This is a genomic window from Pseudomonas sp. AU11447 (assembly GCF_001672555.2).
Lineage (GTDB): Bacteria > Pseudomonadota > Gammaproteobacteria > Pseudomonadales > Pseudomonadaceae > Pseudomonas > Pseudomonas nitroreducens.
In genome coordinates this window covers 106,759-128,351 of the sequence record NZ_LZDG02000066.1, presented here as the reverse complement: position 1 = coordinate 128,351, position 21,593 = coordinate 106,759, and the positions used below count along the sequence as shown (strand labels likewise).

Annotated in this window: 24 protein-coding genes; 14 read left to right on the top strand and 10 right to left on the bottom strand. The window is 64.7% G+C overall.

The genetic code is table 11. From position 1 onward, the window contains the following. Positions 1-13: 13 nt before the first annotated feature. The gene (locus tag A6723_RS24105; protein WP_054908624.1) at positions 14-829 is read right to left on the bottom strand and encodes a hypothetical protein; all 816 of its coding nucleotides are present in this window, start codon (positions 827-829) and stop codon (positions 14-16) included. A gap of 142 nt (positions 830-971) precedes the next feature. On the opposite strand from A6723_RS24105, the gene sbcB reads away from it, so the two are divergent. After that, positions 972-2,402 (top strand): exodeoxyribonuclease I, encoded by a 1,431-nt coding sequence (gene sbcB / locus A6723_RS24100; protein ID WP_054908625.1) that lies wholly within the window; start codon positions 972-974, stop codon positions 2,400-2,402. A 69-nt stretch (positions 2,403-2,471) separates the two neighbouring features. Here the strand turns inward: sbcB and mvaT are convergent, their stop codons facing one another. Further along, positions 2,472-2,846: a histone-like nucleoid-structuring protein MvaT gene (gene mvaT / locus A6723_RS24095; RefSeq protein ID WP_054908626.1), complete on the bottom strand. Its 375-nt coding sequence runs from the start codon at positions 2,844-2,846 to the stop codon at positions 2,472-2,474. A gap of 258 nt (positions 2,847-3,104) precedes the next feature. On the opposite strand from mvaT, the gene purU reads away from it, so the two are divergent. After that, a complete protein-coding gene (gene purU / locus A6723_RS24090) occupies positions 3,105-3,956 on the top strand; it encodes a formyltetrahydrofolate deformylase (RefSeq protein WP_017519713.1) in 852 nt (283 codons plus the stop codon). 86 nt (positions 3,957-4,042) lie between these two features. Then, on the top strand, positions 4,043-4,222 hold the full coding sequence (locus tag A6723_RS24085; RefSeq protein WP_054908627.1) for a hypothetical protein: 180 nt from the start codon (positions 4,043-4,045) through the stop codon (positions 4,220-4,222). A 3-nt stretch (positions 4,223-4,225) separates the two neighbouring features. On the opposite strand, the gene A6723_RS24080 is transcribed toward A6723_RS24085, so the two are convergent. The 3 genes from A6723_RS24080 to upp form a co-directional block, all read right to left on the bottom strand. After that, positions 4,226-5,224 carry a lysylphosphatidylglycerol synthase transmembrane domain-containing protein gene (locus tag A6723_RS24080; RefSeq protein ID WP_024762640.1) on the bottom strand — a complete coding sequence of 333 codons (999 nt, stop codon included), beginning with the start codon at positions 5,222-5,224 and terminating at the stop codon, positions 4,226-4,228. 163 nt (positions 5,225-5,387) lie between these two features. Continuing rightward, positions 5,388-6,680, bottom strand: coding sequence for a uracil-xanthine permease family protein (locus A6723_RS24075; RefSeq protein ID WP_054908628.1), 1,293 nt, complete (start codon positions 6,678-6,680; stop codon positions 5,388-5,390). Between the two features lie 3 nt (positions 6,681-6,683). After that, on the bottom strand, positions 6,684-7,322 hold the full coding sequence (gene upp / locus A6723_RS24070) for a uracil phosphoribosyltransferase (RefSeq protein WP_054908629.1): 639 nt from the start codon (positions 7,320-7,322) through the stop codon (positions 6,684-6,686). 155 nt (positions 7,323-7,477) lie between these two features. Between upp and A6723_RS24065 the strand changes: the two genes are divergently transcribed. From A6723_RS24065 to A6723_RS24055, 3 genes are all read left to right on the top strand, one after another. Continuing rightward, entirely contained in the window at positions 7,478-8,035 is a 558-nt protein-coding gene (locus A6723_RS24065; RefSeq protein WP_017519718.1) for a hypoxanthine-guanine phosphoribosyltransferase, read from the top strand. A gap of 2 nt (positions 8,036-8,037) precedes the next feature. After that, the gene (locus tag A6723_RS24060; RefSeq protein ID WP_054908630.1) at positions 8,038-8,511 is read left to right on the top strand and encodes a WbuC family cupin fold metalloprotein; all 474 of its coding nucleotides are present in this window, start codon (positions 8,038-8,040) and stop codon (positions 8,509-8,511) included. Positions 8,512-8,734: 223 nt separating this feature from the next. Next, a complete protein-coding gene (locus tag A6723_RS24055) occupies positions 8,735-10,159 on the top strand; it encodes an aldehyde dehydrogenase family protein (protein WP_054908631.1) in 1,425 nt (474 codons plus the stop codon). On the opposite strand, the gene A6723_RS24050 is transcribed toward A6723_RS24055, so the two are convergent. After that, complete coding sequence (locus A6723_RS24050; protein WP_054908632.1) at positions 10,143-11,060, bottom strand: LysR family transcriptional regulator; 918 nt, start codon at positions 11,058-11,060, stop codon at positions 10,143-10,145. The two genes, A6723_RS24055 and A6723_RS24050, sit on opposite strands and share 17 nt — an antisense overlap. Positions 11,061-11,213: 153 nt before the next feature. On the opposite strand from A6723_RS24050, the gene A6723_RS24045 reads away from it, so the two are divergent. The 3 genes from A6723_RS24045 (at position 11,214) to A6723_RS24035 (ending at position 12,719) form a co-directional block, all read left to right on the top strand. After that, positions 11,214-11,696: a hypothetical protein gene (locus A6723_RS24045; RefSeq protein ID WP_371914071.1), complete on the top strand. Its 483-nt coding sequence runs from the start codon at positions 11,214-11,216 to the stop codon at positions 11,694-11,696. Between the two features lie 96 nt (positions 11,697-11,792). After that, the gene (locus A6723_RS24040; RefSeq protein WP_054908634.1) at positions 11,793-12,080 is read left to right on the top strand and encodes a PA4642 family protein; all 288 of its coding nucleotides are present in this window, start codon (positions 11,793-11,795) and stop codon (positions 12,078-12,080) included. Between the two features lie 234 nt (positions 12,081-12,314). Then, positions 12,315-12,719: a VOC family protein gene (locus A6723_RS24035; RefSeq protein ID WP_054908635.1), complete on the top strand. Its 405-nt coding sequence runs from the start codon at positions 12,315-12,317 to the stop codon at positions 12,717-12,719. A 54-nt stretch (positions 12,720-12,773) separates the two neighbouring features. Here the strand turns inward: A6723_RS24035 and mqo are convergent, their stop codons facing one another. After that, positions 12,774-14,267, bottom strand: a complete 1,494-nt coding sequence (gene mqo, locus A6723_RS24030; protein ID WP_054908636.1) for a malate dehydrogenase (quinone) — start codon at positions 14,265-14,267, stop codon at positions 12,774-12,776. A 797-nt stretch (positions 14,268-15,064) separates the two neighbouring features. Between mqo and A6723_RS24025 the strand changes: the two genes are divergently transcribed. Beyond that, on the top strand, positions 15,065-15,652 hold the full coding sequence (locus A6723_RS24025; protein ID WP_054908637.1) for a YajG family lipoprotein: 588 nt from the start codon (positions 15,065-15,067) through the stop codon (positions 15,650-15,652). Positions 15,653-15,715: 63 nt separating this feature from the next. On the opposite strand, the gene A6723_RS24020 is transcribed toward A6723_RS24025, so the two are convergent. Further along, positions 15,716-15,922 carry a hypothetical protein gene (locus A6723_RS24020; protein ID WP_054908638.1) on the bottom strand — a complete coding sequence of 69 codons (207 nt, stop codon included), beginning with the start codon at positions 15,920-15,922 and terminating at the stop codon, positions 15,716-15,718. 263 nt (positions 15,923-16,185) lie between these two features. On the opposite strand from A6723_RS24020, the gene A6723_RS24015 reads away from it, so the two are divergent. Further along, positions 16,186-16,470, top strand: a complete 285-nt coding sequence (locus tag A6723_RS24015; protein ID WP_054908639.1) for a hypothetical protein — start codon at positions 16,186-16,188, stop codon at positions 16,468-16,470. Between the two features lie 37 nt (positions 16,471-16,507). Here A6723_RS24015 and A6723_RS24010 read toward each other — a convergent pair whose 3' ends face one another. Next, positions 16,508-17,668, bottom strand: coding sequence for a 1-acyl-sn-glycerol-3-phosphate acyltransferase (locus A6723_RS24010; protein WP_139093043.1), 1,161 nt, complete (start codon positions 17,666-17,668; stop codon positions 16,508-16,510). A 138-nt stretch (positions 17,669-17,806) separates the two neighbouring features. Here A6723_RS24010 and A6723_RS24005 point away from each other — a divergent pair, with 138 nt between their 5' ends. The 3 genes from A6723_RS24005 to A6723_RS23995 are packed head-to-tail and all read left to right on the top strand — an operon-like array spanning position 17,807 to position 18,886. After that, positions 17,807-17,989 carry a CPXCG motif-containing cysteine-rich protein gene (locus tag A6723_RS24005; protein ID WP_017519730.1) on the top strand — a complete coding sequence of 61 codons (183 nt, stop codon included), beginning with the start codon at positions 17,807-17,809 and terminating at the stop codon, positions 17,987-17,989. Next, positions 17,989-18,255 carry a putative signal transducing protein gene (locus A6723_RS24000; RefSeq protein WP_024762654.1) on the top strand — a complete coding sequence of 89 codons (267 nt, stop codon included), beginning with the start codon at positions 17,989-17,991 and terminating at the stop codon, positions 18,253-18,255. Before A6723_RS24005 ends, A6723_RS24000 begins: the two co-directional genes overlap by 1 nt. Before the next feature lie 19 nt (positions 18,256-18,274). Continuing rightward, the gene (locus tag A6723_RS23995; RefSeq protein WP_054908641.1) at positions 18,275-18,886 is read left to right on the top strand and encodes an SOS response-associated peptidase; all 612 of its coding nucleotides are present in this window, start codon (positions 18,275-18,277) and stop codon (positions 18,884-18,886) included. A gap of 257 nt (positions 18,887-19,143) precedes the next feature. Here the strand turns inward: A6723_RS23995 and A6723_RS23990 are convergent, their stop codons facing one another. Continuing rightward, positions 19,144-21,276, bottom strand: a complete 2,133-nt coding sequence (locus tag A6723_RS23990; RefSeq protein ID WP_054908642.1) for a methyl-accepting chemotaxis protein — start codon at positions 21,274-21,276, stop codon at positions 19,144-19,146. Positions 21,277-21,593: the final 317 nt, after the last annotated feature.

Sequence of the window (21,593 nt, the reverse complement as noted above, 5' to 3'; positions counted from 1 at the left end):
CAGGCCGAATTGATTACTTGGCCGGTGGCAGCACGCCGAAGATGGTGCGATACAGCACGCCGATGGCGACGATCAGCCATGGCATCACCCAGATCAGCGCGATACCGAGGGTCAGGGTGCTGAGCATGAACAGCAGGCCGAACACCAGCAGCAGGCCGAAGACCTTGAACCAGTGCTGGGTGATGGCCTTGCGCGAAGCTTCCAGCGCTGCCCAGGGCGACAGGCCACGCTCGACCACCAGCGGGATGGCGAGCATGTAGGCGATGCTCAGGTAGATGCCCGGCAGCACGAAGAGGAAGTAGCCGACGCAGATCAGGAGGGTGCTGAGCAGCACGCAGACGACCACCTGGATGGTACGGCCGAAGTGGCTGAAGACTTCGTTGAAGCGCAGCGGCTGGTCGGCGGCGCGGCGGATACCGAGCATGTTCACACCCGCCAGCAGCGGGTAGCACACGGCGGTGGCAACGAAGCTCAGGACGATGGAGCCGATGAAGAAGGCCACCAGCGCACCGACCGCCATGCCGCCGGCGGCTTCGCTATCGCCGAGCAGGCCCATCCCGGCAATGCCGGCGACGCCGACCACGGTGAGGAACAGGCTGAGCAGGTTGACCAGGGCGAAGATCGCCGCATAGAAGACCACGAAGCCACCGATGATCAGGCCCTTGGTGCCTTTGGTGCGGCGCCAGGATTCGCCCAGCAGTTCGTTGATTCTGAAGTTGTAGCCGCGGCTCAGCGCCTCGGCGACGGAGGGCACGGCGCCCTGGGCTGCGCCCGGTTCGAGGTTGCTCAGTGGAGCGCTGTAGGGATTCTGTGCTGCGAGGTCTTGCATGAGGAAAGTCCTTTCCAGTGGGGTGTCCTTGCGACGGCCATCATAAAGGCGAGGGCTGGCTAGGTGCCAGCGAGGCGTTTTGGAAGTGTGGTCGGCAGCACTGTTAGACTGCGACGCACTCGCTTGCAGGCAAGGAAAAACGATGAACGCCAGCATCTTCTGGTACGACTACGAAACCACCGGCATCGACCCGCGCCGCGACCGTCCGCTGCAGGTGGCCGGCATTCGCACGGACGAGGACCTCAACGAGGTCGGTGAATCGCTGAACCTCTACTGCCGGCCCAGCGATGACATCCTCCCGCATCCGGCCGCCTGCCTGGTCACCGGTATCACCCCGGATCGCCTGGAGGAGCGCGGCCTGGGCGAAGCCGAATTCATGACCCGCCTGTACGCCGAACTGGCGCAGCCGGGCACCTGCGTGGCGGGCTACAACACCCTGCGTTTCGATGACGAGGTCACGCGCTACAGCCTGTACCGCAACTTCTTCGATCCCTACGCCCGCGAGTGGCAGGGCGGCAACAGCCGCTGGGACCTGATCGACATGGTGCGCACCGCCTATGCGCTGCGCCCGGAGGGCATCGTCTGGCCCGAACAGGATGGCGTCGTCAGCCTCAAGCTGGAACGCCTCACCGCGGCCAACGGGATTGACCATGGGCAGGCGCACGATGCGCTGTCCGATGTGCGCGCCACCATTGCCCTGGCCCGGCTGGTGCGCGACCGCCAGCCGAAACTCTATGACTACCTCTATCGCCTGCGCGGCAAGCAGGGCGTGCTGGATCAGGTTCGTGTGCTGCAACCGATGGTGCACATCTCCGGCATGTTCTCCGCGGCGCGGCACTACCTGTCCGTGGTGCTGCCGCTGGGGTGGCATCCACGCAACCGCAACGCGTTGATCGTCTGCGACCTGGGCGTGGATGTTTCGCCGTTGCTGGAGCTCGATGCGGAAACGTTGCGCAAGCGCCTCTATACGCGCCGCGATGAGTTGGCCGAAGGCGAGTTGCCGGTGCCACTGAAACTGCTGCACATCAACCGCTGCCCGGTGGTGGCGCCGTTGTCCGTACTGCGCCCGCAGGATCGCGAGCGCATCGGTGTGGATCTCGATGCCTGCCTGGCCGCTGCGCAAACCCTGACCCAGGCGAAAGCGATCTGGCAGGACAAACTGGCGCCCTTGTATGCCGAGGAAAGTTTCGCCGGCAGCGAAGATCCCGAGCAGCAGTTGTATGACGGTTTTATCGGTGACCGTGATCGCAGATTGTGCGAACAGGTGCGTCAGGCTGATCCTGCGCGGCTGGCGAAAGAACAATGGCCATTCGATGATGCGCGACTTCCCGAACTTCTCTTCCGTTATCGGGCACGCAATTTCCCGGAAACTTTGAGTGCCACGCAACAGCAACAATGGCAGGACTTCTGCCGTGCGCGCCTGAGTCAGGCCGAATACGGCGCACCGAATACTCTGGATAACTTTGCCGCGGCAATGAGCGAGCAGCTGGTCAATGCCACGCCGGCCGGCCGTTTGGTGCTGGAAGAGTGGGAGAAGTATGCGCAGGTGTTGCGCGCGCGCTATCGCCTGTAGCGCCGCGCACTTTTCGGCAGGCAATAAAAAACGCCAGCGCGAAGCTGGCGTTTTTCATCTCCGCAAGGCTCAGCCCAGCAGTGTGGCCCAGCCTTCAACGGCTTCGGCGCCCCACTTGGCTTTCCATTCCTTGAGGGTCTTGTGGTTGCCGCCCTTGGTCTCGATGACTTCACCGGTGTGCGGGTTCTTGTATTGCTTGACCTTGCGAGCGCGCTTGGTCACGGTGGCTTTTGCGGTGCGCGGCGATTTGCTCAGCTTCGCGTCCGGATCGAGCAGGGCGATGACGTCACGCAGGGACTTGCCATAGCTGGCCATCAGCGCGCGAAGTTTCTCTTCGAACTCAAGCTCTTTCTTCAGCTTGTCGTCCTGCTCCAGGGATTTCAGGCGCTCCTGAAGTTCCTTGATGGCTTCTTCGGTAGCGCGGTACTCGTTGATCAGCGACATGTTGGGTACCTTGTTCTGGGTCCAGCGGTGGCGGATAGTTTGTAGCAGACATAATAGTCAGCGAAGTTGTTCAAGTAAATGCTTGTGGAAAGTTTTGTCGTTAATTGTCGACTTATTTAACTAATTCATTCTCTGGTAATTAATCGACGCACTCGCAATGCACCGAACTGGCTCTCGTCGGCGCACTGCGGCAATGGCTGATCTTTTCCCCGGCAGCCGCTAGAATGGCGGCCTTCGCGATGTATCTGGAGTACACCCATGCGCACTTTCCGACTGGTGATCGCCTGCCCCGACGGGGTCGGCATCGTCGCCAAGGTGAGTAATTTCCTGGCCACTTACAACGGCTGGATCACCGAGGCCAGTCACCATTCCGACAACGACAACGGCTGGTTCTTCATGCGGCATGAGATTCGTGCCGACTCCCTGCCGTTCGATATCGACGGTTTCCGCCAGGCCTTCGCCCCCATCGCCCGCGAGTTCTCCATGGAGTGGCGGATCACCGACTCCTCGGTGAAGAAGCGCGTCGTGCTGATGGCCAGCCGCGAATCGCATTGCCTGGCCGACCTGCTGCACCGCTGGCACAGCGGCGAGCTGGACTGCGAGATTCCCTGCGTGATCGCCAACCACGATGACCTGCGCAGCATGGTGGAGTGGCACGGCATTCCTTACTTCCACGTCCCGGTGGACCCGAAGAACAAGCAGCCGGCCTTCGAGCAGGTCTCGCGCCTGATCGACGAACACCAGGCCGATAACGTGGTGCTGGCGCGCTACATGCAGATCCTGCCGCCGGACCTGTGCCAGAAGTACCGCCACCAGGTGATCAACATCCACCACAGCTTCCTGCCGTCCTTCGTCGGCGCCAAGCCGTACCACCAGGCTTCGCTGCGCGGCGTGAAGCTGATCGGCGCGACCTGCCACTACGTCACCGAGGAGCTGGACGCCGGCCCGATCATCGAGCAGGACGTGGTGCGCATCAGCCACCGCGACAACATCGAGGACCTGGTGCGCCTGGGCAAGGACGTCGAGAAGCTGGTGCTGGCCCGCGGCCTGCGCTATCACCTGGAAGACCGCGTGCTGGTGCACGACAACAAGACCGTGGTGTTCGACTGATCCACGCGGTCTCGTTCTAGACTGGGTACTCCGCATGCACTCGCCGTCCACCGACGGCGAGTGCTGCGCCCAACGGAGACGCCGCCATGAGCGACCCGAAGAACCCCGGCACCGCCACCCCACCGCCCACCCTGGGCGAAGGCTGCACCAGCCGCTACGATCCCGACGCGCTGAGTGAAGAGGACGGCACCGAGTTTCCCGGCGCCGCCGAGCTCTGGGATTCGCTCAAGCCTGAGCAGAAGGAAGACAAGCCCGCCAGCGGCTGAGCTTCAGGCGCGTTCGCGCATCCCTATCAGCTTGCGCAGCAGCGGACGCCCCGCCATGAGGGCGAACACCGGCGCGCCCATCACCAGGTAGAAGTAGTAGGTCACCACGCGCCAGATCAGGATGGCCGCCGCCGCCGTGGATTTGCCCACCAGCGGGGCGAGCAACGCGGCGCTGGTCAGCTCGGTACCACCCGCGCCACCGGGCAGCAGCGTGGCCAGGCCTGCCGCCAGCGACAGCAGCTGGATCAGGAAGGCCCAGGCCCAGTGCAGGTCCACGCCCAGCGCCTTGAGGGTGATGTAGAGCACCGAGAAGCGCAGGATCCAGTGGCAGCAGGTGAAGAAGAAGATCAGTGCCAGCCGGCGCTTGGGTTGGCGCAGGCAACTGACCAGGGTGTCGCGGAAGTGCAGCGCCTTGCGCGCCCAGTGCAGGCGCGTGCGCGGCTTCATTCCCAGACGCTGGAACAGCCGGCCGTTGGCCTTGATGACCCGGCGCTGGAAGCGCGCCAGCAGGACCACGCCGAAGAAGATTCCGCCCAGAAGCACGCCGCTGGTGATCAGCGAGGTTTCCAGGTTCGGGCTGACGCTGTGGGACAGCGCCCAGACCAGCACCGCCGCCAGCGCGCAGAGGAAGAACAGCAGGTCGCTCAACTGGTCCACGGCGAAGATCGCGCTGCTGTGGGCCGGGCGCATACCGTGGCGCGCGAGCAATGCCATCAGCGTCAGCGGGCCGCCGGTGCCGCCGGGGGTCGCATAGAAAGCGAACTCCGAGGCCATGATGATGCCCACCGAGCGCACCTTGCCGATCTCCCCGGCACGGCCATTGAGCAGCACGCGGAGCTTCTGCGCGTTGATCAGCCAGCACAGGCAGATCATGCCGAACATGATCAGCAGCTTGTCGAGGGGAAAGGCGAGGACGTGATCAAGCATTTCCCGGCCGCCGAGGGCGAGCGGGATCAGCGAGGCGCCGATCAGGCCGAGCAGCAGCCACCAGGCACGGCTCACGGGCGCACCTTCGGCGGCGGGAGGGGCAGGAGCGAGGCGGAGCGGATAACCAGAGCCTCCTGTCGGAATCGAACTGTCATGCTGAATGGACCGTCAACGGCATGCTGCGTTCGCCAAACTTTACGTGGGCAAGGGCGCCGCGATCAGTCGGCGCCCGTGCCAATCACTCGGCGGATTTTCCGTCGTCGGCGCCTTGTTCCAGCGCCTTGTTCTCCCAGCCTTCCTCGCCGGGGAGGATCAGGTTCAGGAGGATCGCGACGATGGCGCACAGAGCGATGCCCTTCAGGCCGAAGTCGTCCGGGCCGGTGCCGGTGCCGATCAGCACACCGCCGATGCCGAACACCAGGGTGACCGAGACGATGCACAGGTTGCGCGCCTGGGACAGGTCGACCTTGTGGCGGATCAGGGTGTTCATGCCCACCGAGGCGATGGTGCCGAACAGCAGGCAGAGAATGCCGCCCATTACCGGTACCGGGATGCTCTGCAGGATGGCGCCGAACTTGCCAACGAAGGCCAGGCTGATGGCGAACACCGCCGCCCAGGTCATGATCTTCGGGTTGTAGTTCTTGGTCAGCATCACCGCGCCGGTCACTTCCGCGTAGGTCGTGTTCGGCGGGCCGCCGAACAGGCCGGCGGCGGAGGTGGCGATGCCGTCGCCCAGCAGGGTGCGGTGCAGGCCCGGGGTCTTCAGGTAGTTCTTGCCGGTCACGCCGCCCACGGCGATGACGCCGCCGATGTGTTCGATGGCCGGGGCCAGCGCCACCGGAACGATGAACAGGATGGCCTGCCAGTTGAATTCCGGTGCGGTGAACTTCGGCAGTTCCAGCCAGGGTGCGGCGACGATCTTCGCCACGTCGACCACGCCGAAGGCGAAGGATAGGCCATAGCCCACCAGCACGCCGGCGATGATCGGCACCAGGCGCAGCATGCCCTTGCCGAACACCGCGACGATCAGCGTGGTCAGCAGCGCCGGCATGGAGATGAACATGGCGGTCTTGTAGGGGATCAACTCGGTGCCGTCACCCGCCTTGCCCATGGCCATGTTGGCGGCGATCGGCGCCATGGCCAGGCCGATGGAAATGATCACCGGACCGATCACCACCGGTGGCAGCAGGCGGTCGATGAAGCCGGTGCCTTTGACCTTCACCGCGAGGCCCAGGAAGGTGTAGACGAAGCCTGCCGCCACCACGCCGCCCATGGTCGCGGCCAGGCCGAACTGGCCCTTGGCGAGGATGATCGGGGTGATGAAGGCGAAGCTCGACGCCAGGAACACCGGTACCTGGCGGCCAGTGACGATCTGGAACATCAGGGTGCCGAAGCCGGCGGTGAACAGCGCGACGTTCGGATCGAGCCCGGTGATCAGCGGCATCAGCACCAACGCGCCGAAGGCCACGAAGAGCATCTGTGCGCCAGAGATGATCTGGCGCCACAGAGGTTCGTTGAATTCATCGGCCATGAATCAGGTTTCCTTCTGCTTGGTGCCGAAGATCTTGTCACCGGCATCGCCCAGGCCCGGCATGATGTAGCCGTTCTCGTTCAGGCACTGGTCGATGGAGGCGGTATAGATGAGCACGTCCGGATGCGCATCGTTGACTGCCTTGATCCCTTCCGGCGCCGCCACCAGCACCATGGCGCGGATGTCCTTGCTGCCGGCTTTCTTGAGCAGGTTGATGGTGGCAACCATGGAGCCGCCGGTAGCCAGCATCGGGTCGATAATCAGCGAGCGGCGCTCGGCGATGTCCGGCGCGAGCTTTTCCAGGTAGGTGTGCGCTTCGAGGGTTTCCTCGTTGCGCGCGACCCCGACGGCACTGACCTTGGCGCCCGGAATCAGGCTGAGCACGCCGTCGAGCATGCCGATGCCGGCGCGCAGGATCGGCACCACGGTGATCTTCTTGCCGGCGATCTTCTCGACCAGCACCGGGCCGGCCCAGCCTTCGATCTCGTAGTTCTCCAGCGGCAGGTCCTTGGTCGCCTCGTAGGTCAGCAGGGCGCCCACTTCCTGGGCCAGCTCGCGGAAATTCTTGGTACTGATATCGTGACGGCGCATCAGTCCGATCTTGTGGCGGATCAGGGGATGGCGAATCTCGAGTACGGGCATGGACGGGTTCTCCGGACGGGCTGGCAAAAAAATTGCGGTAGCGTAATGCATCCTAGCTACCTTGGGCCACGATTGTCGGCGACATTCGTCCGCTGACCCTTGCTCCGTGGCACGCCGATAGGTACCTTTGCGCACTTTTTCACGGGAGAACCCCCATGTCCGTCGATCTCGCGCACATCCGCCAAGTCATGGCCGAAGCCGACTGCCTGTACACCAACGCCGAGGTAGAGGCCGCCATCGCCCGTGTGGCCGAGGCCATCAACGGCTCGCTGGCCGACACCAACCCGGTGGTGTTCTGCGTGATGAACGGCGGCCTGATCTTCTCCGGCAAGCTGCTCCCGCTGCTGAATTTCCCGCTGGAAGCCTCCTACCTGCATGCGACCCGTTACCGCAACGAGACCACCGGTGGCGAGCTGTTCTGGAAGGCCAAGCCGGAAATCTCCTTCATCGACCGTGAAGTGCTGATCATCGACGACATCCTCGACGAAGGGCACACCCTCTCGGCGATCATGGACTTCTGCAAGCACGCCGGCGCCAAGCGCGTGCACACCGCCGTGCTGATCGACAAGGACCACGACCGCAAGGCCCGCCCGGACCTGAAGGCCGACTACGTGGGCCTGTCCTGCATCGACCGCTACATCTTCGGCTACGGCATGGACTACAAGGGCTACTGGCGCAACGCCGCCGGCATCTTTGCCGTCAAGGGCCTCTGACGATGAGCGGGCCGCGTTTCCTCGACAGTGCGTTGTTCGACGAGGTTGCGGCCCGTGCCGCCGCCAGCCCCCGGCGTCGGCAGAATCACAACTTCCATGAGCAGACCGAGCCCTGTCACCGTCTGCTCAATGCGCTGCAGCCCGACAGCTATATCCCGCCGCATTGCCATCGCCACCCGGACAAGGCCGAAAGCCTGCTGGTGGTGAAGGGCGCGCTGGGCCTGCTGATCTTCTCCAACTCCGGTGAGCTATTGACCACGCGCGAACTGCGCGCGGGCGGTGAGTGCGTCGGCGCAGACCTGCCGCCGGGCACCTTCCACGCCATCGTCGCGCTGGAGCCGGACAGCATCATGTTCGAAGCCAAGGCCGGGCCGTTCGTGCCGCTGGGCGAGGATGAGCGCGGGCAATGGGCACCACGCGAAGGCGAACCGGGCGCCGCCGAGTACCTGGCCTGGATGCGCTCCCACTTCGCCTGAGCCGCCTGCTTTTCGTAGGAGCGAGCTTGCTCGCGAACCGCTGCGCGCCAAATCTTCCCATCGGTGCCGTGATGTTCGCGAGCAAGGACTGGGCGTCCCCCTCGGTCCTGCAGCAAATTGATACATCGCATAGTGTCGATGTATGCATGGTTAAGCAGGCATTTTTGCCGATGAATGCCCCGCCTATCCTGCGACCCTCACAAGACAACCGCCCGAGGTTCGCATGTCCCGTCTCCTTTATATCGATGGCCAATGGCAGGCCGCCGACAGCGGCGCCGTCCTGCGCCCGATCGCTCCCGCTACCCGCGAGGCCCTGCCGGAAGTTGCCTGCGCCGGTGTGTCCGACGTAGAGCGCGCCGTCGCTGCCGCCAAGCGCGCCTTCGCCGACTGGAAGCTGACCAGCGCCGCCCAGCGCGCCGGTTACCTGCGAGCTTTCGCCGAGCAGCTCGAAGCCCGCAGCGAAGCGCTGATCACCCTGCAGATGCAGGCCAGCGGCAAGCCGCGACTGGAAGCGGAAATCGATATCGGCGACGCCATCGCGACCTTCGCCTACTACGCCGAGCTGGCCGAGCAACTGGATGCCCGGCAGAACGCCGAAGTGGCCCTGCCCGACGCTGGCTACCGCTCGCAGACCCGCTTCGAGCCCATCGGCGTGGTCGGCCTGATCGTACCGTGGAACTTCCCGCTGGTGACCAGCGCCTGGAAGGTCGCACCGGCCCTGGCGGCGGGCTGCACCGTGGTGCTCAAGCCCTCGGAAATCACCCCGCTGATCGAGCTGGTGCTGGGCGAGATCGCCGACGCCATCGGCCTGCCGGCCGGCGTGTTGAACCTGGTGCCGGGCCTGGCCGATGCCGGCGCTGCGCTCTGCAGCCATGCGGGCATCGCCAAGCTGTCCTTTACCGGCAGCAACGTCGTCGGCCGCAAGGTCATGGAAGCGGCCGCCGCGCGCACCCTGCCGGTGGGCCTGGAGCTGGGCGGCAAGTCGCCGATCCTGGTGTTCGAGGACTGCGACCTGGACGAAGCCGTGCAGTGGATCATCGCCGGCGTCTACTGGAACGCCGGGCAGATGTGCTCCGCCACCTCGCGCCTGCTGGTGCAGGAATCCATCGCCGCACCGCTGCTGGCGAAGCTGAAGGTCGCGGTGGAAGGCCTGCGCGTTGGCGATTCGCTGCTGGGCGAGACCGACATGGGCCCGATGACCAGCGAAGCGCAGTACCGCAAGGTACTCGACTACTTCGCCGTGGCCCGCGACGAAGGCCTGGCCTGCCTGACCGGTGGCGAAGTGGCCGAGGGCTGGTTCATCCAGCCGACCGTGTACACCGACGTGCCGGCGGACAGCCGCCTGTGGCGTGAGGAAATCTTCGGCCCGGTGCTGTGCGTACGTACCTTCAGCGATGAAGCCGATGCCCTGCGTCAGGCCAACGACAGCGATTTCGCCCTGGCCGCCACCGTGTGCAGCACCGACCTCGAGCGTGCCCAGCGTGTCGCCGAGAACCTGGAGGCCGGCAACGTCTGGCTGAACTCGCCGCAAGTCGTCTTCCCGCAGACTTCCTGGGGCGGCGGCAAGCGCAGCGGCATCGGACGCGAGCTGGGACCGTGGGGCCTGTCGGCATTCTTCGACATCAAGCACATCACCGCGCCGCGCTGATCGGCGTCACCCCGTGCTCCAGGCGCAGGTCTTCGACCAGCGCCTGGAGTGCTTCGTTGTGCCCCGGCTCGTCGCGCACCACCAGGCTGTGGGTGATGCCGTAGCCCAGGCTGTCCGGCAGCAACGCGCGCATCTCGCCCTGTTCGACCCAGCGCTCGGCGTAGTGCGTCGGCAGGTAGCCCAGGTGGGTCCCGGCGCGCACCGCGTGCAGCACCGCTTCCATGTGCTGGGCGAATGCCGTGCTGCGCTGTGGGTCGGCGGGCAGTTGCACGTCCGCCACCGCATAGCCGTGCTGGATCCAGTTGCAGGTTTCCAGTTCGGCGGCGTCGCGCACGTCCTTGTCGAACAGCGGATGCTCGCGCCCGCAGAACACCGCCACGCGCTCGTGGTAAAGCGGCTCATAGCGCAGGTTCGGCAGGCGCCGGCTGAAGCAGGCGATGGCCAGGTGCAGGCGACCGCTGAGTACCAGGCGCTCCAGTTCGCTGGAGGATTCAATGAGGAAGTGCAGGCGCACGTCCTGGTCGCGCCGGTTGAAGCGCGCCAGGGTGTGGTGGATGCGTGCGTCGGGCAGCGTGGCGATATTGTCGGCCAGGCCCAGGTGCAACTCGCCGACCAGGCGCCCGGCCAGTGACTGTACCTGATCACGGAAGTCCCCCAGCGCAGCGAACAGGTTCTGCGCGTAGTCCAGTACTCGCTCGCCTTTCTCGGTCAGTCGGAAGCCGCTCTTGCCACGTTCGCACAGGCGGTAGCCCAGGCGCGTCTCCAGGCTGGCGATGTGCGTGCTGATGGTCGACTGGCCCATGCCCAGTTCGCCCTGCGCGGCAGAGAAGCCGCCGCAGCGCACCACGCAGGCGAAGATGCGCAGTAGGCGCAGGTCGAGGTCGGAGACGTTGTGCAGCATGGCTGTTTCGATCTGTGGCTGGCGATGTATTGAGTTGGTAACTTCGAAGGCTATCAATGTATCAGCGGGCTTGCCATGCGTGCCTGTCGTCCTGCTCGGCGTGCGTGCTAGAGTGCCCGGCCCTGTCCCGCGGAGGTGATGATGTCCGTTCGCATGCCGGGCGCCGTGCTGGCGCTGCTGTTCTGCATTCCCCTCGGCTTTGCTGGTGCAGCCATTGCCGCGCCGATGCACGGCCAATTTCTGCCGCCGGACGATGCCGGCCTGCGCCAGGGCGAGCCGGAGCAGCAACAACTGCTGCAGGTCACCGAATACAGCGTGGTGCTGGGAAACCAGCGCCAGTCCAACCAGCAGCCTATCCCGATCACCACGCCGTCGCTGCTGCGCCTCAAGGGCAAGCCGCTGAACAAGGGCGCGCAGATCAGCCAGGTGGTGATCAGCTTCGATGCCGAGGGCAAGAGCCTGAAGAAGCCGGCCTACGATGAGAAGACTCGCGTGCTCAGCCTGTATTACCCGCAGGCGGCTTATCCACAACTGCTGGACCTGCTGCGCAACGGTACCGTCTACGTGCAGTTCCTCACCTACGGCAACGGCCATATCTGGGCCGACCTGCATACCGGCGCCGTGCGTGCGCGTTGAGCCGCGCCCGGCGCGGGGGTAAACTGCCCGACCCGTGGTGCCCGGCCAGCCGTTGCCGGCCGCGATCCCCGAGACAGCCGTAGAGAGAAGCGAGCGATGCGTAAAGACAAGAAGCAGGTGATTGGCGAAGAGATCGACGACGCCGAGATCAAGCTGTTCCTCGACGTGGAACCGGCCGACGACACCCCGGCGTCCCTGCACAAGCTGGTCAAGGCCTACCGTGGCCTGCGCATCGACGACTTCGAGCGTTTCGTCGGCTTCTTCGTCGAGGCTGGCTACGACCTGTCCGCCAAGGATGCCCAGGGCAAGGACTTCGTCGCCCTGATCCAGGACCAGCGCCAGGCCGAGCCCTACATCGAAGTGATCAAGGCCGCCCGCGGCTGATCGCATCGATGCGCTGAAAAGCCCGCCTTGTGCGGGCTTTTTTGTTCGCGAATCGAGCAGGAAAAACTCCTTGTAGGATGGCGTGGAGCGCAGCGATACCCATCGATCCAATGCCACGGACAGCATGGGTATCGCTGCGCTCCATCCATCCTACGAAGAGGCACGTCGGACACCTCGTCGAATCCCCGCCTAGACTTCCTGTCAGAACGATAACGACAAGGCGAGGACGAAGCCGTGCAAGTACAGCCCTATCTGTTTTTCCATGGTCGCGCCGATGAGGCCATTGCCTTCTACCAGCACGCGGTGGGTGCCCAGCTCGGGGCGCTGATGCGCTTCGAAGATGCGCCGGGACCCTCGCCGGTGCCCGATGGCTGGCTGGACAAGGTGATGCACGCCAGCCTGCAGATCGGCGAAACCGAAGTCTTGCTGTCCGACGGTCGCGGCGAACACAACGCCGCCTTCAATGGCTTTTCCCTGCACCTGACGCTGCGCAGCGTGGTGGCGGCGGAACAGGCGTTTGCCGCCCTGGCGGAGGAGGGGCGGGTGGAGATGCCGCTGGAGAAGACCTTCTGGGCTCAGCGCTTCGGCATGCTCACCGATCGTTTCGGCGTTGGCTGGATGGTCAGCTGCCACGGCTAGGTCACCGACATGAAAAAGCCCGCCAGGAGGCGGGCTTTTTCACGAGTGCAGCACTCAGGACGCAGCGACGATCTGCAGACGGTCGGCGGTCATCTGGTTGACTTCGCGGTACACCGCGGCGTCGGTTTCCAGCTGCTTCTCGCGGGCCGGGAAGATCTCCTTGAGCTTCGCGGTCCACTCAGCCGATTTGTAGCGATCGGGGAAGCAGCGCTCCAGCAGGCCCAGCATGATCGACACGGTGACCGAGGCGCCCGGGGAGGCGCCGAGCAGGGCGGCGATGCTGCCGTCCTGGGCCGCCACCAGTTCGGTACCGAACTGCAGGATGCCGCCTTTCTTCGGGTCCTTCTTGATGATCTGCACGCGCTGGCCGGCGGTTTCGAGGCGCCAGTCGGCCGGGTTCAGCTCCGGGTAGAACTTGCGCAGGGCTTCGATGCGCTGGTCCATGGACTGCATGACTTCCTTCACCAGGTAGCGGGTGAGGTCCATGTTGTCGCGGGCCACGGCGAGCATCGGCAGCAGGTTGCTGGTGCGCACCGAGAGCGGCAGGTCGAGGAACGAGCCATGACGCAGGAACTTGGTGGAGAAACCGGCGTACGGGCCGAACAACAGGGAGGTCTTGCCCTCGACCACGCGGGTGTCCAGGTGCGGCACGGACATCGGCGGGGCGCCCACTTCGGCCTGGCTGTAGACCTTGGCCTGGTGATGCTTGACCACTTCCGGGTTGTCGCAGCGCAGCCACTGGCCGCTCACGGGGAAGCCGCCGAAGCCTTTGCTTTCCGGGATGCCGGACATCTGCAGCAGCGGCAGTGCGCCACCGCCGGCGCCGAGGAAGACGAACTTCGCCCTGACCTTGCGGGCATCGCCGGACTGGGTGTTCTTGATGTCCACCAGCCAGCCGTCGCCGCTGCGCTCAAGGCCGACTACTTTCTGGAAGTAGCGGACTTCGCTGCCTTCGCGGCTGGAGAGGTAGCCCAGCAACTGGTTGGTCAGGGCGCCGAAGTTCACGTCGGTGCCGCTTTCCACGCGGGTCATGGCGACCTGCTCGTCGGCCGGGCGGCCGGGAATGGTCAGCGGGGCCCACTCGGCAATCTTCGCGCGGTCCTCGGTGTATTCCATCGAGGAGAAGGCGTGATGCTGGCTGAGCATCTCGTGGCGCTTCTTCAGGAAGGGAATGTCCTTGCCACGCACGAAACTCATGTGCGGAACGGGGTTGATGAAGTTGCGCGGCGCGCCGAAGGCGTCCTTCCCGGTCAGGTAGGCCCAGAACTGCTTGGACACCTCGAACTGGGCGTTGATGTTCACCGCCTTCTTGATGTCGATCGAGCCGTCGGCCGCCTGCGGGGTGTAGTTCAGCTCGCAGAGGCCGGCGTGACCGGTGCCGGCGTTGTTCCACGGGTTGGAACTCTCGATGGCCCCGGATTCCTGCAGTTCGACGATCTCGAGCCTGACGCCCGGATCGACTTCCTTGAGCAGGACAGCCAGGGTTGCGCTCATGATGCCGGCGCCTACCAGCAGCACGTCCATCGATTCGATTTCGTTCTGCGCCATTAACGCGTCTCCAAAACTATCAGCAGCCAGTTGTGACAGAGGTTTCGCGTCCAGTGCGCAAAACAAATGTCCGAATTCTTCTCAGGTCAATGGACCTATCGCGAATGTCTCGGGCCGGGATCGGAGGAGGGGAAATGCGCACCTTCTCGGCAGTCCACGGCGGACGAGTTCATCCGCAAGTGCATCCGGGTGCGGCGCTTATGCGCGGCTTCCGGTGCCGAAAAAGCGATTCAGTGCTGCGGGGTCAGACGTCAATGGTGCTACCAACGCAAAACTCTTCATTGCTCGCCACACTCTCGTGAAGTAGTGAAAAACCTTCGATCACGCTCTTTTGGAGGCGTGAAGCTCAAAGGGGATCGTCGTCGCGGGCCGGTCCGGTCTCCGTGCGGAGGGGGCGGCTGCATCCTTGCCAAGTTCTGCGCAACGAACGTACAAAGCGCGACGGCCAGTGACCGAGGCGAATGGCGACTCTCTTTGAGGGGTGGCAGAGGCTAGACACGGTGTGTCGGCATCGTGCGGGGCCCGACCAGGAGGCGTCCTTATAATCGGGGGGCGATTATAACGGCGAAACACAAAAAAAAGCTCTGCACCTTAGACTTTTTTCCTAGTGTGCTCCCCTTGATTTGCCATTTGTGCCCCGTCCCGGTGCGTCTTGCCTGCAGCTGGGTCAAGGCGGTCTAACGACGCGTGGCGAGGGAACCCTGAGAACGGCTTCCGCGTCCAATGGCCAAGCGCTATCTGACTGCGCTGCCCGCCGGTATACTGCCGGCCATCGCTTACCCCATGGAGAGATGAGCATGCTGCCTCGCCTGTTGCTCGGCTTTATCGCTGCCGCCAGCCTGACCTTGACCGGCTGCGCCCTCAGCCCGCAACAACTCAACCCGACGCCCGAGTTCAAGGGGCCGGTCGCCGCCGTTGGCCAGGGCCAGCCGGTAGTGGTGAAAGTCGTCGACGGTCGCCCGAGCACCGCGCTGGGCACCCGTGGCGGCCTGTATTCGGAAACCAGCCAGCTCACCGTGCGCAGCGAGGACGTGATTCCCAAGCTGCAGCTGCAGGCTGAAACCGCCGTGCGCCTGCTGGGCTTCACCCCGTCGGCCAACGCCTACAACGCACCGCAACTGACCCTGACCCTGGCCGAGCTGAAGTACCAGTCGCCCAAGGAAGGCATGTACGTGACCGAGGCGGACATCGGCGCCACCTTCCGCGCTGACGTGCAGAGCGGCACCCGTCGCTACAGTGGCCGTTATGGCGCTTCGACCAACCAGCGTTTCGGCATGGCGCCCAATGAGGCGACCAACACCAAGCTGGTGAGCGAAGTGCTCAGCGACGCGCTGACCCGCGTGTTCAAGGACCCGACCATCGGCCAGACGCTGAACCAGCGCTGATCGGGGCGGCAATGAAAAAGCCCGGCAGATGCCGGGCTTTTTCGTGGGCGGCCGATCGACGGATCAGGCGGCCTGGCGGTACGGGTCGACCTCGACCAGACGCATGCGCTCGTCGGCTTCCGGCAGGTCCAGGTGCTCGTGGCCACAGGCCTGGGTGTAGACCAGCCAATGGTCATCCTGGACGTTGAACGAGAGTTCGGTGACGACGGCTTCGATTTCTTCCAGGTGTTCGATCAGGTAGGCGTTTTCGTGGGGGACGATTTCGAGCATGGCGAATCTCCTTGGCGAAAGACTTCGAGTGGCAGAATTCGGTAAAGCCAGCAACGTGCCAATGCGCGGGAGAGGTCTTAGACCATTTCTCGATAATTCTTACGCTCGTCGTAAATAAGCGTTGCGCGCTGGCTGCGAAGCATGGCCAGCGGATAAAATGCGCGACGATTGTTTCTCATCCATGACGGGCCATGCCCGTTCGTCCAGACTGACCCCGCTTTGCTTCGAAGTCGATGGCGTGCAGTTCTGAAGCGGAGGTTGTGATGTCGCTGCAGGCGTTCTGGAGTCTCTTTCAGGCCCATCCCGGTCGTATCGTGAACGACCTGGCCCTGTTCTTCGCCCTGGCCGGAGGCTGGCTGCTGCTGGCAACCCGTCGCCGTGAACGCCTCGCCCTGGCGCGCCTGGCTGCCGAAAGCGAAGTCGCACCGGTCCCCCTGGACAGCGTCGAGCCGACTGCGCGGATGAATCGCTTCTTCTACCGTTTCGGCTTTGCCTGCATGACGCTGGCGCTGGCCGTGAGCTGGTACAGCACGCAGCTCAGCCAGTAACGAGCGAAAGCAAAAAGGCGCCCGAGGGCGCCTTTTTTCATGCCTGCGGCTTGAGCCGGTATTGGTTCAATACCGGGTTGGCGTACTGCAGGATCAGGTGGCCGCGCTGCTCCACGGGGCATTCGCCCAGGCGACGCTCCCATTCGGTGCGCGCCCGCTCTAGTTCCTCGGCCTTGAACAGGGTCTCGGCGCGCGGGACCTCCAGCGCGGCATCGCGCAGCTCGGAGGCCTCGTAGGCGAGGTAATGCACCGGGAACAGCCGGTAGTTGCCGAGGATCTGCCGGTCCAGCTCGGCGGCGAGCTGCTTGGCGTCGGCGAAATCGCCGGTGATCTCCTCGCCGAAGTTGATGTGCACCCGTCCCTTGTAGCCGGTGATGCCCTGCACGATGCTGCGGTCGTCCTCGCCCGGCGCCTTCCTGTACTCGCCGGTGGTTGCGCGGGTGTAAAGCTCGCGGGCCTTGGCGGCGTCGCAGGGGTCGTATTCGTAGCTGATGGACACCGGGATCAGGTGCAGCTGGCGGATCACCTCGGCGAACGGCTCGTCCTTGCGGCTCATGTGGAACATCTTGAGGATCGCCGAATCGGTGCGGTCGTCACCGTCCTTGGCGCGGCCTTCGGCCTGGGCGATCCAGATCGACTGGACGTCCTGGCAGATCGAGTGATTGATGTAGGCCGAGAGGTTCTGGTACGCCGCCAGCTTTTCGCGCCGGCCGCTGATGGAGCGGTGCACGATGAAGCTCTTGTTCAGGCGCATCAGGTCGCTGACGAAGGGCTTCTGCAGCAGGTTGTCGCCAATGGCGATGCGCGGCGTTGGCAACTTGGCGTGGAAGATCGCGTAGTTGCAGAAGGCCGGGTCCATCACGATGTCGCGGTGGTTGGCGATGAACAGGTAGGCGCGGCCGGACTTCAGGCGCTCGACGCCCGAATAGGTGACGCCGTCGGTGGCATGCTCGATGGTCCGGTCGACGTAGGGCTCGAACTTGTCCTGCAGCGCGACGACGCTGCGGATACCGGTGACTTCGCGGGCCAGCCGATGGGCTATAAGTGGTCTGAGCAGCCAGCCGAACGGACCGGACAGACGCGGGAAACGGTAACGCGCCAGCGCGCCGAGGAAGGCGTCATCGCTCAGCAGGCGCTGCAGGACAGCCGGGACTTCGGCGTCGTTGTACGGTCGGATGGCTTCGAACTCGCCCATCATGCTCTCTATGAATTCTGGGGGTATCACGGGCCGGGCCGCGAAGTAGACGGTCCGGAAGGGTATGCCGCCGACTCATCGGTCAGGCGGGCACCCAAAAAGACCGCGCGATTATAAACGGAAGTCACGGGGGAACCAGCGATGCTCGAAAGTCAGGCTTATTCCTGCCCTTATTGCGGCGAGCCGGCGGAGGCTGTACTCGACCTCTCCGGGGGCGACCAGAGCTACTATGAAGATTGCCCGGTGTGTTGCCGGCCGATCCTGTTCCAGCTCCACACCGATGGGGTGGAATGGTCCCTGGAAGTCCAGCGCGAGGACGATTGATGCAGCGAATCTACGCACCTGCCGACCTGATCGAAGCCGAACTGCTGGGTGGCATGCTGGCCAACGAGGGCATTTCGTCGCACCTGGGTGGGCGTCACCTGGTCGGCGGCATCGGCGAGCTGCCGGGCATGGGGCTGCTGCACCTCTGGGTCGAGGATGAGATGGCCGAGCAGGCGCGCGAACTGATCGCCGCGTACAATGCCGCGCAACCCCTGCCGGGGCCCGCTGATGATCACGAAGGCGGCCCGGGCGTCCTGCTTTGCTGAATCCCTTCAACGAGTCCCGATGACCAGCCGCTACGCCCTGTTCCGCTGGAACCGCGAGCTGGCCGACAGCGCCGGCTTCCCTGCCGACCTGCAGCCGCAGTGGAGCCTCGCGCCCGGCGCGCGCGTGCTGATGCTGCGCGAGGAGAACGGCACGCGCCATGCCGACCTCGCGCGCTGGGGCCTGACGCCTGCCTGGTTGAAGGACCTGTCGCGCACTCCCGCCCACGCCCGTGTCGAAACCATCGCCGAACAGCCGATGTTCCGCGATGCCTTTGCCCTGCGCCGCTGCCTGCTGCCGGCCAACGGCTTCTACGAGTGGCGTGGCGTGCGCAAGCGGCCGCACTGGGTTTCCGGCGGCGGGCTGATCTGCTTCGCAGGCGTGTGGGAGGCGTATCCGGTGGAGGGCCACACCTATTACAGCGTGGCGATGCTGACCCAGGAAGCGGCCGGCATGCGTCGGCCACTGGTTCTGGATGTCGCCGAGCAGGCGCAGTGGCTGTCGAGCGAGACTGAAACGGCGCGTTTGAAGGAGTTGCTGCTGTTGCCCCAGGCGCGGTTGCGCGAGCAGGCGCTGGCGAACTTCATCAACGACCCCACCTGCAATGGGCCGGAGTGCCTGACGCCGGCCTGACGCTGATCTGTCCCTGCTCCTGCAGGATCAAGAGCTCCTCTCCCTAACCCTCTCCCGCAAGCGGGAGAGTGGACCGTTCGGTGCAGGATGTAACCTAGGTATCAGCCGGCACGGGCAGCTCCCTCTCCCTTCAGGGAGAGGGTTGTGGAGAGGGAATAAGCCCAGCACCAGGGCTTCAGAAAAAGACAGTTGCTCCTACGGTGCCGCGCCGGCGCTGGGGTTTGCCGGAAGCGCGGGGCGCGCACGAGCGAGCCCCTCTAGACCTTGAACTGATTTACCAGCCGGCGCTGTTGCTCGGCCAGCTTGGTCAGCTCGGCGCTGGCCTGGGAGGCTTCGTCGGCGCCGCCGGCCACCTGGTTGGCGACCATGCCGATGTTGCTGACGTTGCGGTTGATGTCCTCGGCCACCGCACTCTGCTCCTCGGCGGCGCTGGCGATCTGGGTATTCATGTCGTTGATCACCGATACCGCCTGGGTGATCGACTCCAGTGCCTGGGCCGCTTCGCCGGCATGCCGCACGCTGTCTTCGGTCTTGTCCTGGCTCTGCTGCATCACCTGCACCACTTCGCGGGTGCCGTTCTGCAACTGCTGGATCATCGACTGGATTTCCTCGGTGGCCTGCTGGGTCTTCTGCGCCAGGTTGCGTACTTCGTCGGCGACCACGGCGAAACCGCGGCCCTGCTCACCGGCGCGGGCGGCCTCGATGGCGGCGTTGAGGGCCAGCAGGTTGGTCTGCTCGGCGATGCCGCGGATGGCCACCAGGATCGCGTTGATGTTCTCGCTGTCGCGGGCCAGCGACTGCACCACTCCTACTGCGCGGCCGATCTCGCTGGCCAGCGCCTGGATCGCCGTGGAGCTGCTCTCGACGATGCGCTTGCCGTGGTGTGCGGCCTGGTCCGCGTGGTTGGCCGCTTCCGCCGCGTGAGTGGCGTTGCGCGCCACGTCCTGGGCGGTGGCGGTCATCTCGTGGACCGCGGTGGCCACCAGTTCGATTTCCGCCAGTTGCTTCTGCACGCCCTGGTTGGTGCGGATGGCGATGTCGGCGGTGTGCTCGGAGGAATCGCTGACGTGCTGCACCGAGGTCACCACCTGGCCGATCATGCCCTGCAGCTTGACCAGGAAAGTGTTGAAGCCCTTGGCGATGGAACCCAGTTCGTCGGCGCGGTCGCTGGTCAGGCGGCGGGTCAGGTCACCTTCGCCCTGGGCGATGTCGTCGAGCATGCCGACCAGTTGGCGCAGCGGGCGGGCGATGCCGTGGCCGACCAGCCAGATCACGGCCAGGCCGATGGCAGCGATCAGCAGGCCGACCAGGGTCATGCCCAGGGTGTCGCTGTCGCGCTGTGCTTTCAGGTCGCTCTGCAGCTGGTTCAGATCGCCCAGCACGGCTTCCTGCGGCAATTGCAGCATCAACGTCCAGCGCGCGCCGGAGTCGGCGATGGTGAAGGGCAGGAACAGCTCGATATGGCCGTGCTCCTTGTCCAGTGAGGTCAGCGGCTGGTCGAGAGTGAGCTTGGCCAGGTTGGCCACTTCGTTGGCGTCCAGCACGCTGCTGGCGGATTCGCCGAGCTTGGCCGGGTCCTTGGTGTAGGCGACCAGGCGACCGTTGGTGGAAATCAGCGCCATCTCGCCGGCGCCGTTGTAGAGCTGGCTGTCGGCGGTCTTGAGCAGGTCCTGGATGAAGTCCAGCGACAGGTCCACACCGACGGTGCCCTTGAACTGGCCCTTGACCATGATCGGTGCGTTGAAGGAGGACATCAGCACCATCTTGCCGCCCATTTCGTAGGGCGCCGGGTCAATGATGCACGGCTGGTGCTTCTCTTTCGGGCACAGGTAGTACTCGCCTTCGCGCACGCCGGTGGGCTGCATCTTCTGGCTTTCCAGGGTGTCGCCCATGGCCTCGACGGTGAGGCCGCCGTCCTTGCGGTACCACCAGGGCATGAAGCGGCCGCTGGCGTCATAGCCGGGCAGGCCCGAGTACTGGCTGTCGTTGCCGGCGAAGGCGTTGGGTTCCCAGCCGGCGAAGGCGTCGAGCAGCTTGGGGTTCTGCGCCACGGTCTGGCGCAGCAGGTTGGACATGCCGGCGCGGCCGATGCCCAGCAGCGGCTGGCCATTGGCGTCGGTCTCGTCGAGCAGGGCGTTGGTGTTGGCCAGGTCGCGGGCGACCGTCAGGGGGTACTCCAGCTCGCGCTGGATCTGGGCGACCTGGCCGCGCGCCAGGGCCACCAGGCGTTCGTTGATCACCTGTTCGAGCAGCGCCTGGGTGCGCTCCTGCACCAGCGCCTGGGTCCGAGAGCCGGCGAACAATGCGTACAGCACCAACGCCGCGACCACTGCCAGAACGCTGGCACCGGCCAGCGCCACCACGGAAAACTGGATCGACTTGAATTTCATACGGGTACCCGGAATGCGCCAGAAGCCTGCGTGTCTATCTGTATCGGCAGGACCGGGGAAATTCCTTAGGCGGCCGTTGTAATGGGTTGTAACGCGGCTGTTCACCGCCTGTCGCAGGATTGTCGGCGCTGGCCGGGAGGTCTAGCATGTGATGTCAAAATGAAATTACTCGGCCGCGCCGAGCGCCCAGGACCTGTACTTGAACGGGTGACAAGGGCGCCGCCGACGGTTGTCCCGTGGTGGCGGCGCGCACCTGCGATGGCCCCTGCCGCGTATGTCACGACAGATGGCTCCAGGTCCCTTCCGATCAGCCGGTC

Coding starts and splice junctions, on each gene's coding strand:
- purU (WP_017519713.1), top strand. CDS start 3,105: ATGCGCACTTTCCGACTGGTGATCGCCTGCCCCGACGGGGTCGGCATC.
- A6723_RS24005 (WP_017519730.1), top strand. CDS start 17,807: ATGCTCGAAAGTCAGGCTTATTCCTGCCCTTATTGCGGCGAGCCGGCG.
- sbcB (WP_054908625.1), top strand. CDS start 972: ATGAACGCCAGCATCTTCTGGTACGACTACGAAACCACCGGCATCGAC.
- A6723_RS24085 (WP_054908627.1), top strand. CDS start 4,043: ATGAGCGACCCGAAGAACCCCGGCACCGCCACCCCACCGCCCACCCTG.
- A6723_RS24045 (WP_371914071.1), top strand. CDS start 11,214: ATGCCGGGCGCCGTGCTGGCGCTGCTGTTCTGCATTCCCCTCGGCTTT.
- A6723_RS24060 (WP_054908630.1), top strand. CDS start 8,038: ATGAGCGGGCCGCGTTTCCTCGACAGTGCGTTGTTCGACGAGGTTGCG.
- A6723_RS24015 (WP_054908639.1), top strand. CDS start 16,186: ATGTCGCTGCAGGCGTTCTGGAGTCTCTTTCAGGCCCATCCCGGTCGT.
- A6723_RS24055 (WP_054908631.1), top strand. CDS start 8,735: ATGTCCCGTCTCCTTTATATCGATGGCCAATGGCAGGCCGCCGACAGC.
- A6723_RS24065 (WP_017519718.1), top strand. CDS start 7,478: ATGTCCGTCGATCTCGCGCACATCCGCCAAGTCATGGCCGAAGCCGAC.
- A6723_RS24105 (WP_054908624.1), bottom strand. CDS start 829: ATGCAAGACCTCGCAGCACAGAATCCCTACAGCGCTCCACTGAGCAAC.
- A6723_RS24020 (WP_054908638.1), bottom strand. CDS start 15,922: ATGCTCGAAATCGTCCCCCACGAAAACGCCTACCTGATCGAACACCTG.
- A6723_RS23995 (WP_054908641.1), top strand. CDS start 18,275: ATGACCAGCCGCTACGCCCTGTTCCGCTGGAACCGCGAGCTGGCCGAC.
- upp (WP_054908629.1), bottom strand. CDS start 7,322: ATGCCCGTACTCGAGATTCGCCATCCCCTGATCCGCCACAAGATCGGA.
- mqo (WP_054908636.1), bottom strand. CDS start 14,267: ATGGCGCAGAACGAAATCGAATCGATGGACGTGCTGCTGGTAGGCGCC.
- A6723_RS24000 (WP_024762654.1), top strand. CDS start 17,989: ATGCAGCGAATCTACGCACCTGCCGACCTGATCGAAGCCGAACTGCTG.
- A6723_RS24040 (WP_054908634.1), top strand. CDS start 11,793: ATGCGTAAAGACAAGAAGCAGGTGATTGGCGAAGAGATCGACGACGCC.
- A6723_RS24050 (WP_054908632.1), bottom strand. CDS start 11,060: ATGCTGCACAACGTCTCCGACCTCGACCTGCGCCTACTGCGCATCTTC.
- A6723_RS24010 (WP_139093043.1), bottom strand. CDS start 17,668: ATGATGGGCGAGTTCGAAGCCATCCGACCGTACAACGACGCCGAAGTC.
- mvaT (WP_054908626.1), bottom strand. CDS start 2,846: ATGTCGCTGATCAACGAGTACCGCGCTACCGAAGAAGCCATCAAGGAA.
- A6723_RS24025 (WP_054908637.1), top strand. CDS start 15,065: ATGCTGCCTCGCCTGTTGCTCGGCTTTATCGCTGCCGCCAGCCTGACC.
- A6723_RS23990 (WP_054908642.1), bottom strand. CDS start 21,276: ATGAAATTCAAGTCGATCCAGTTTTCCGTGGTGGCGCTGGCCGGTGCC.
- A6723_RS24075 (WP_054908628.1), bottom strand. CDS start 6,680: ATGGCCGATGAATTCAACGAACCTCTGTGGCGCCAGATCATCTCTGGC.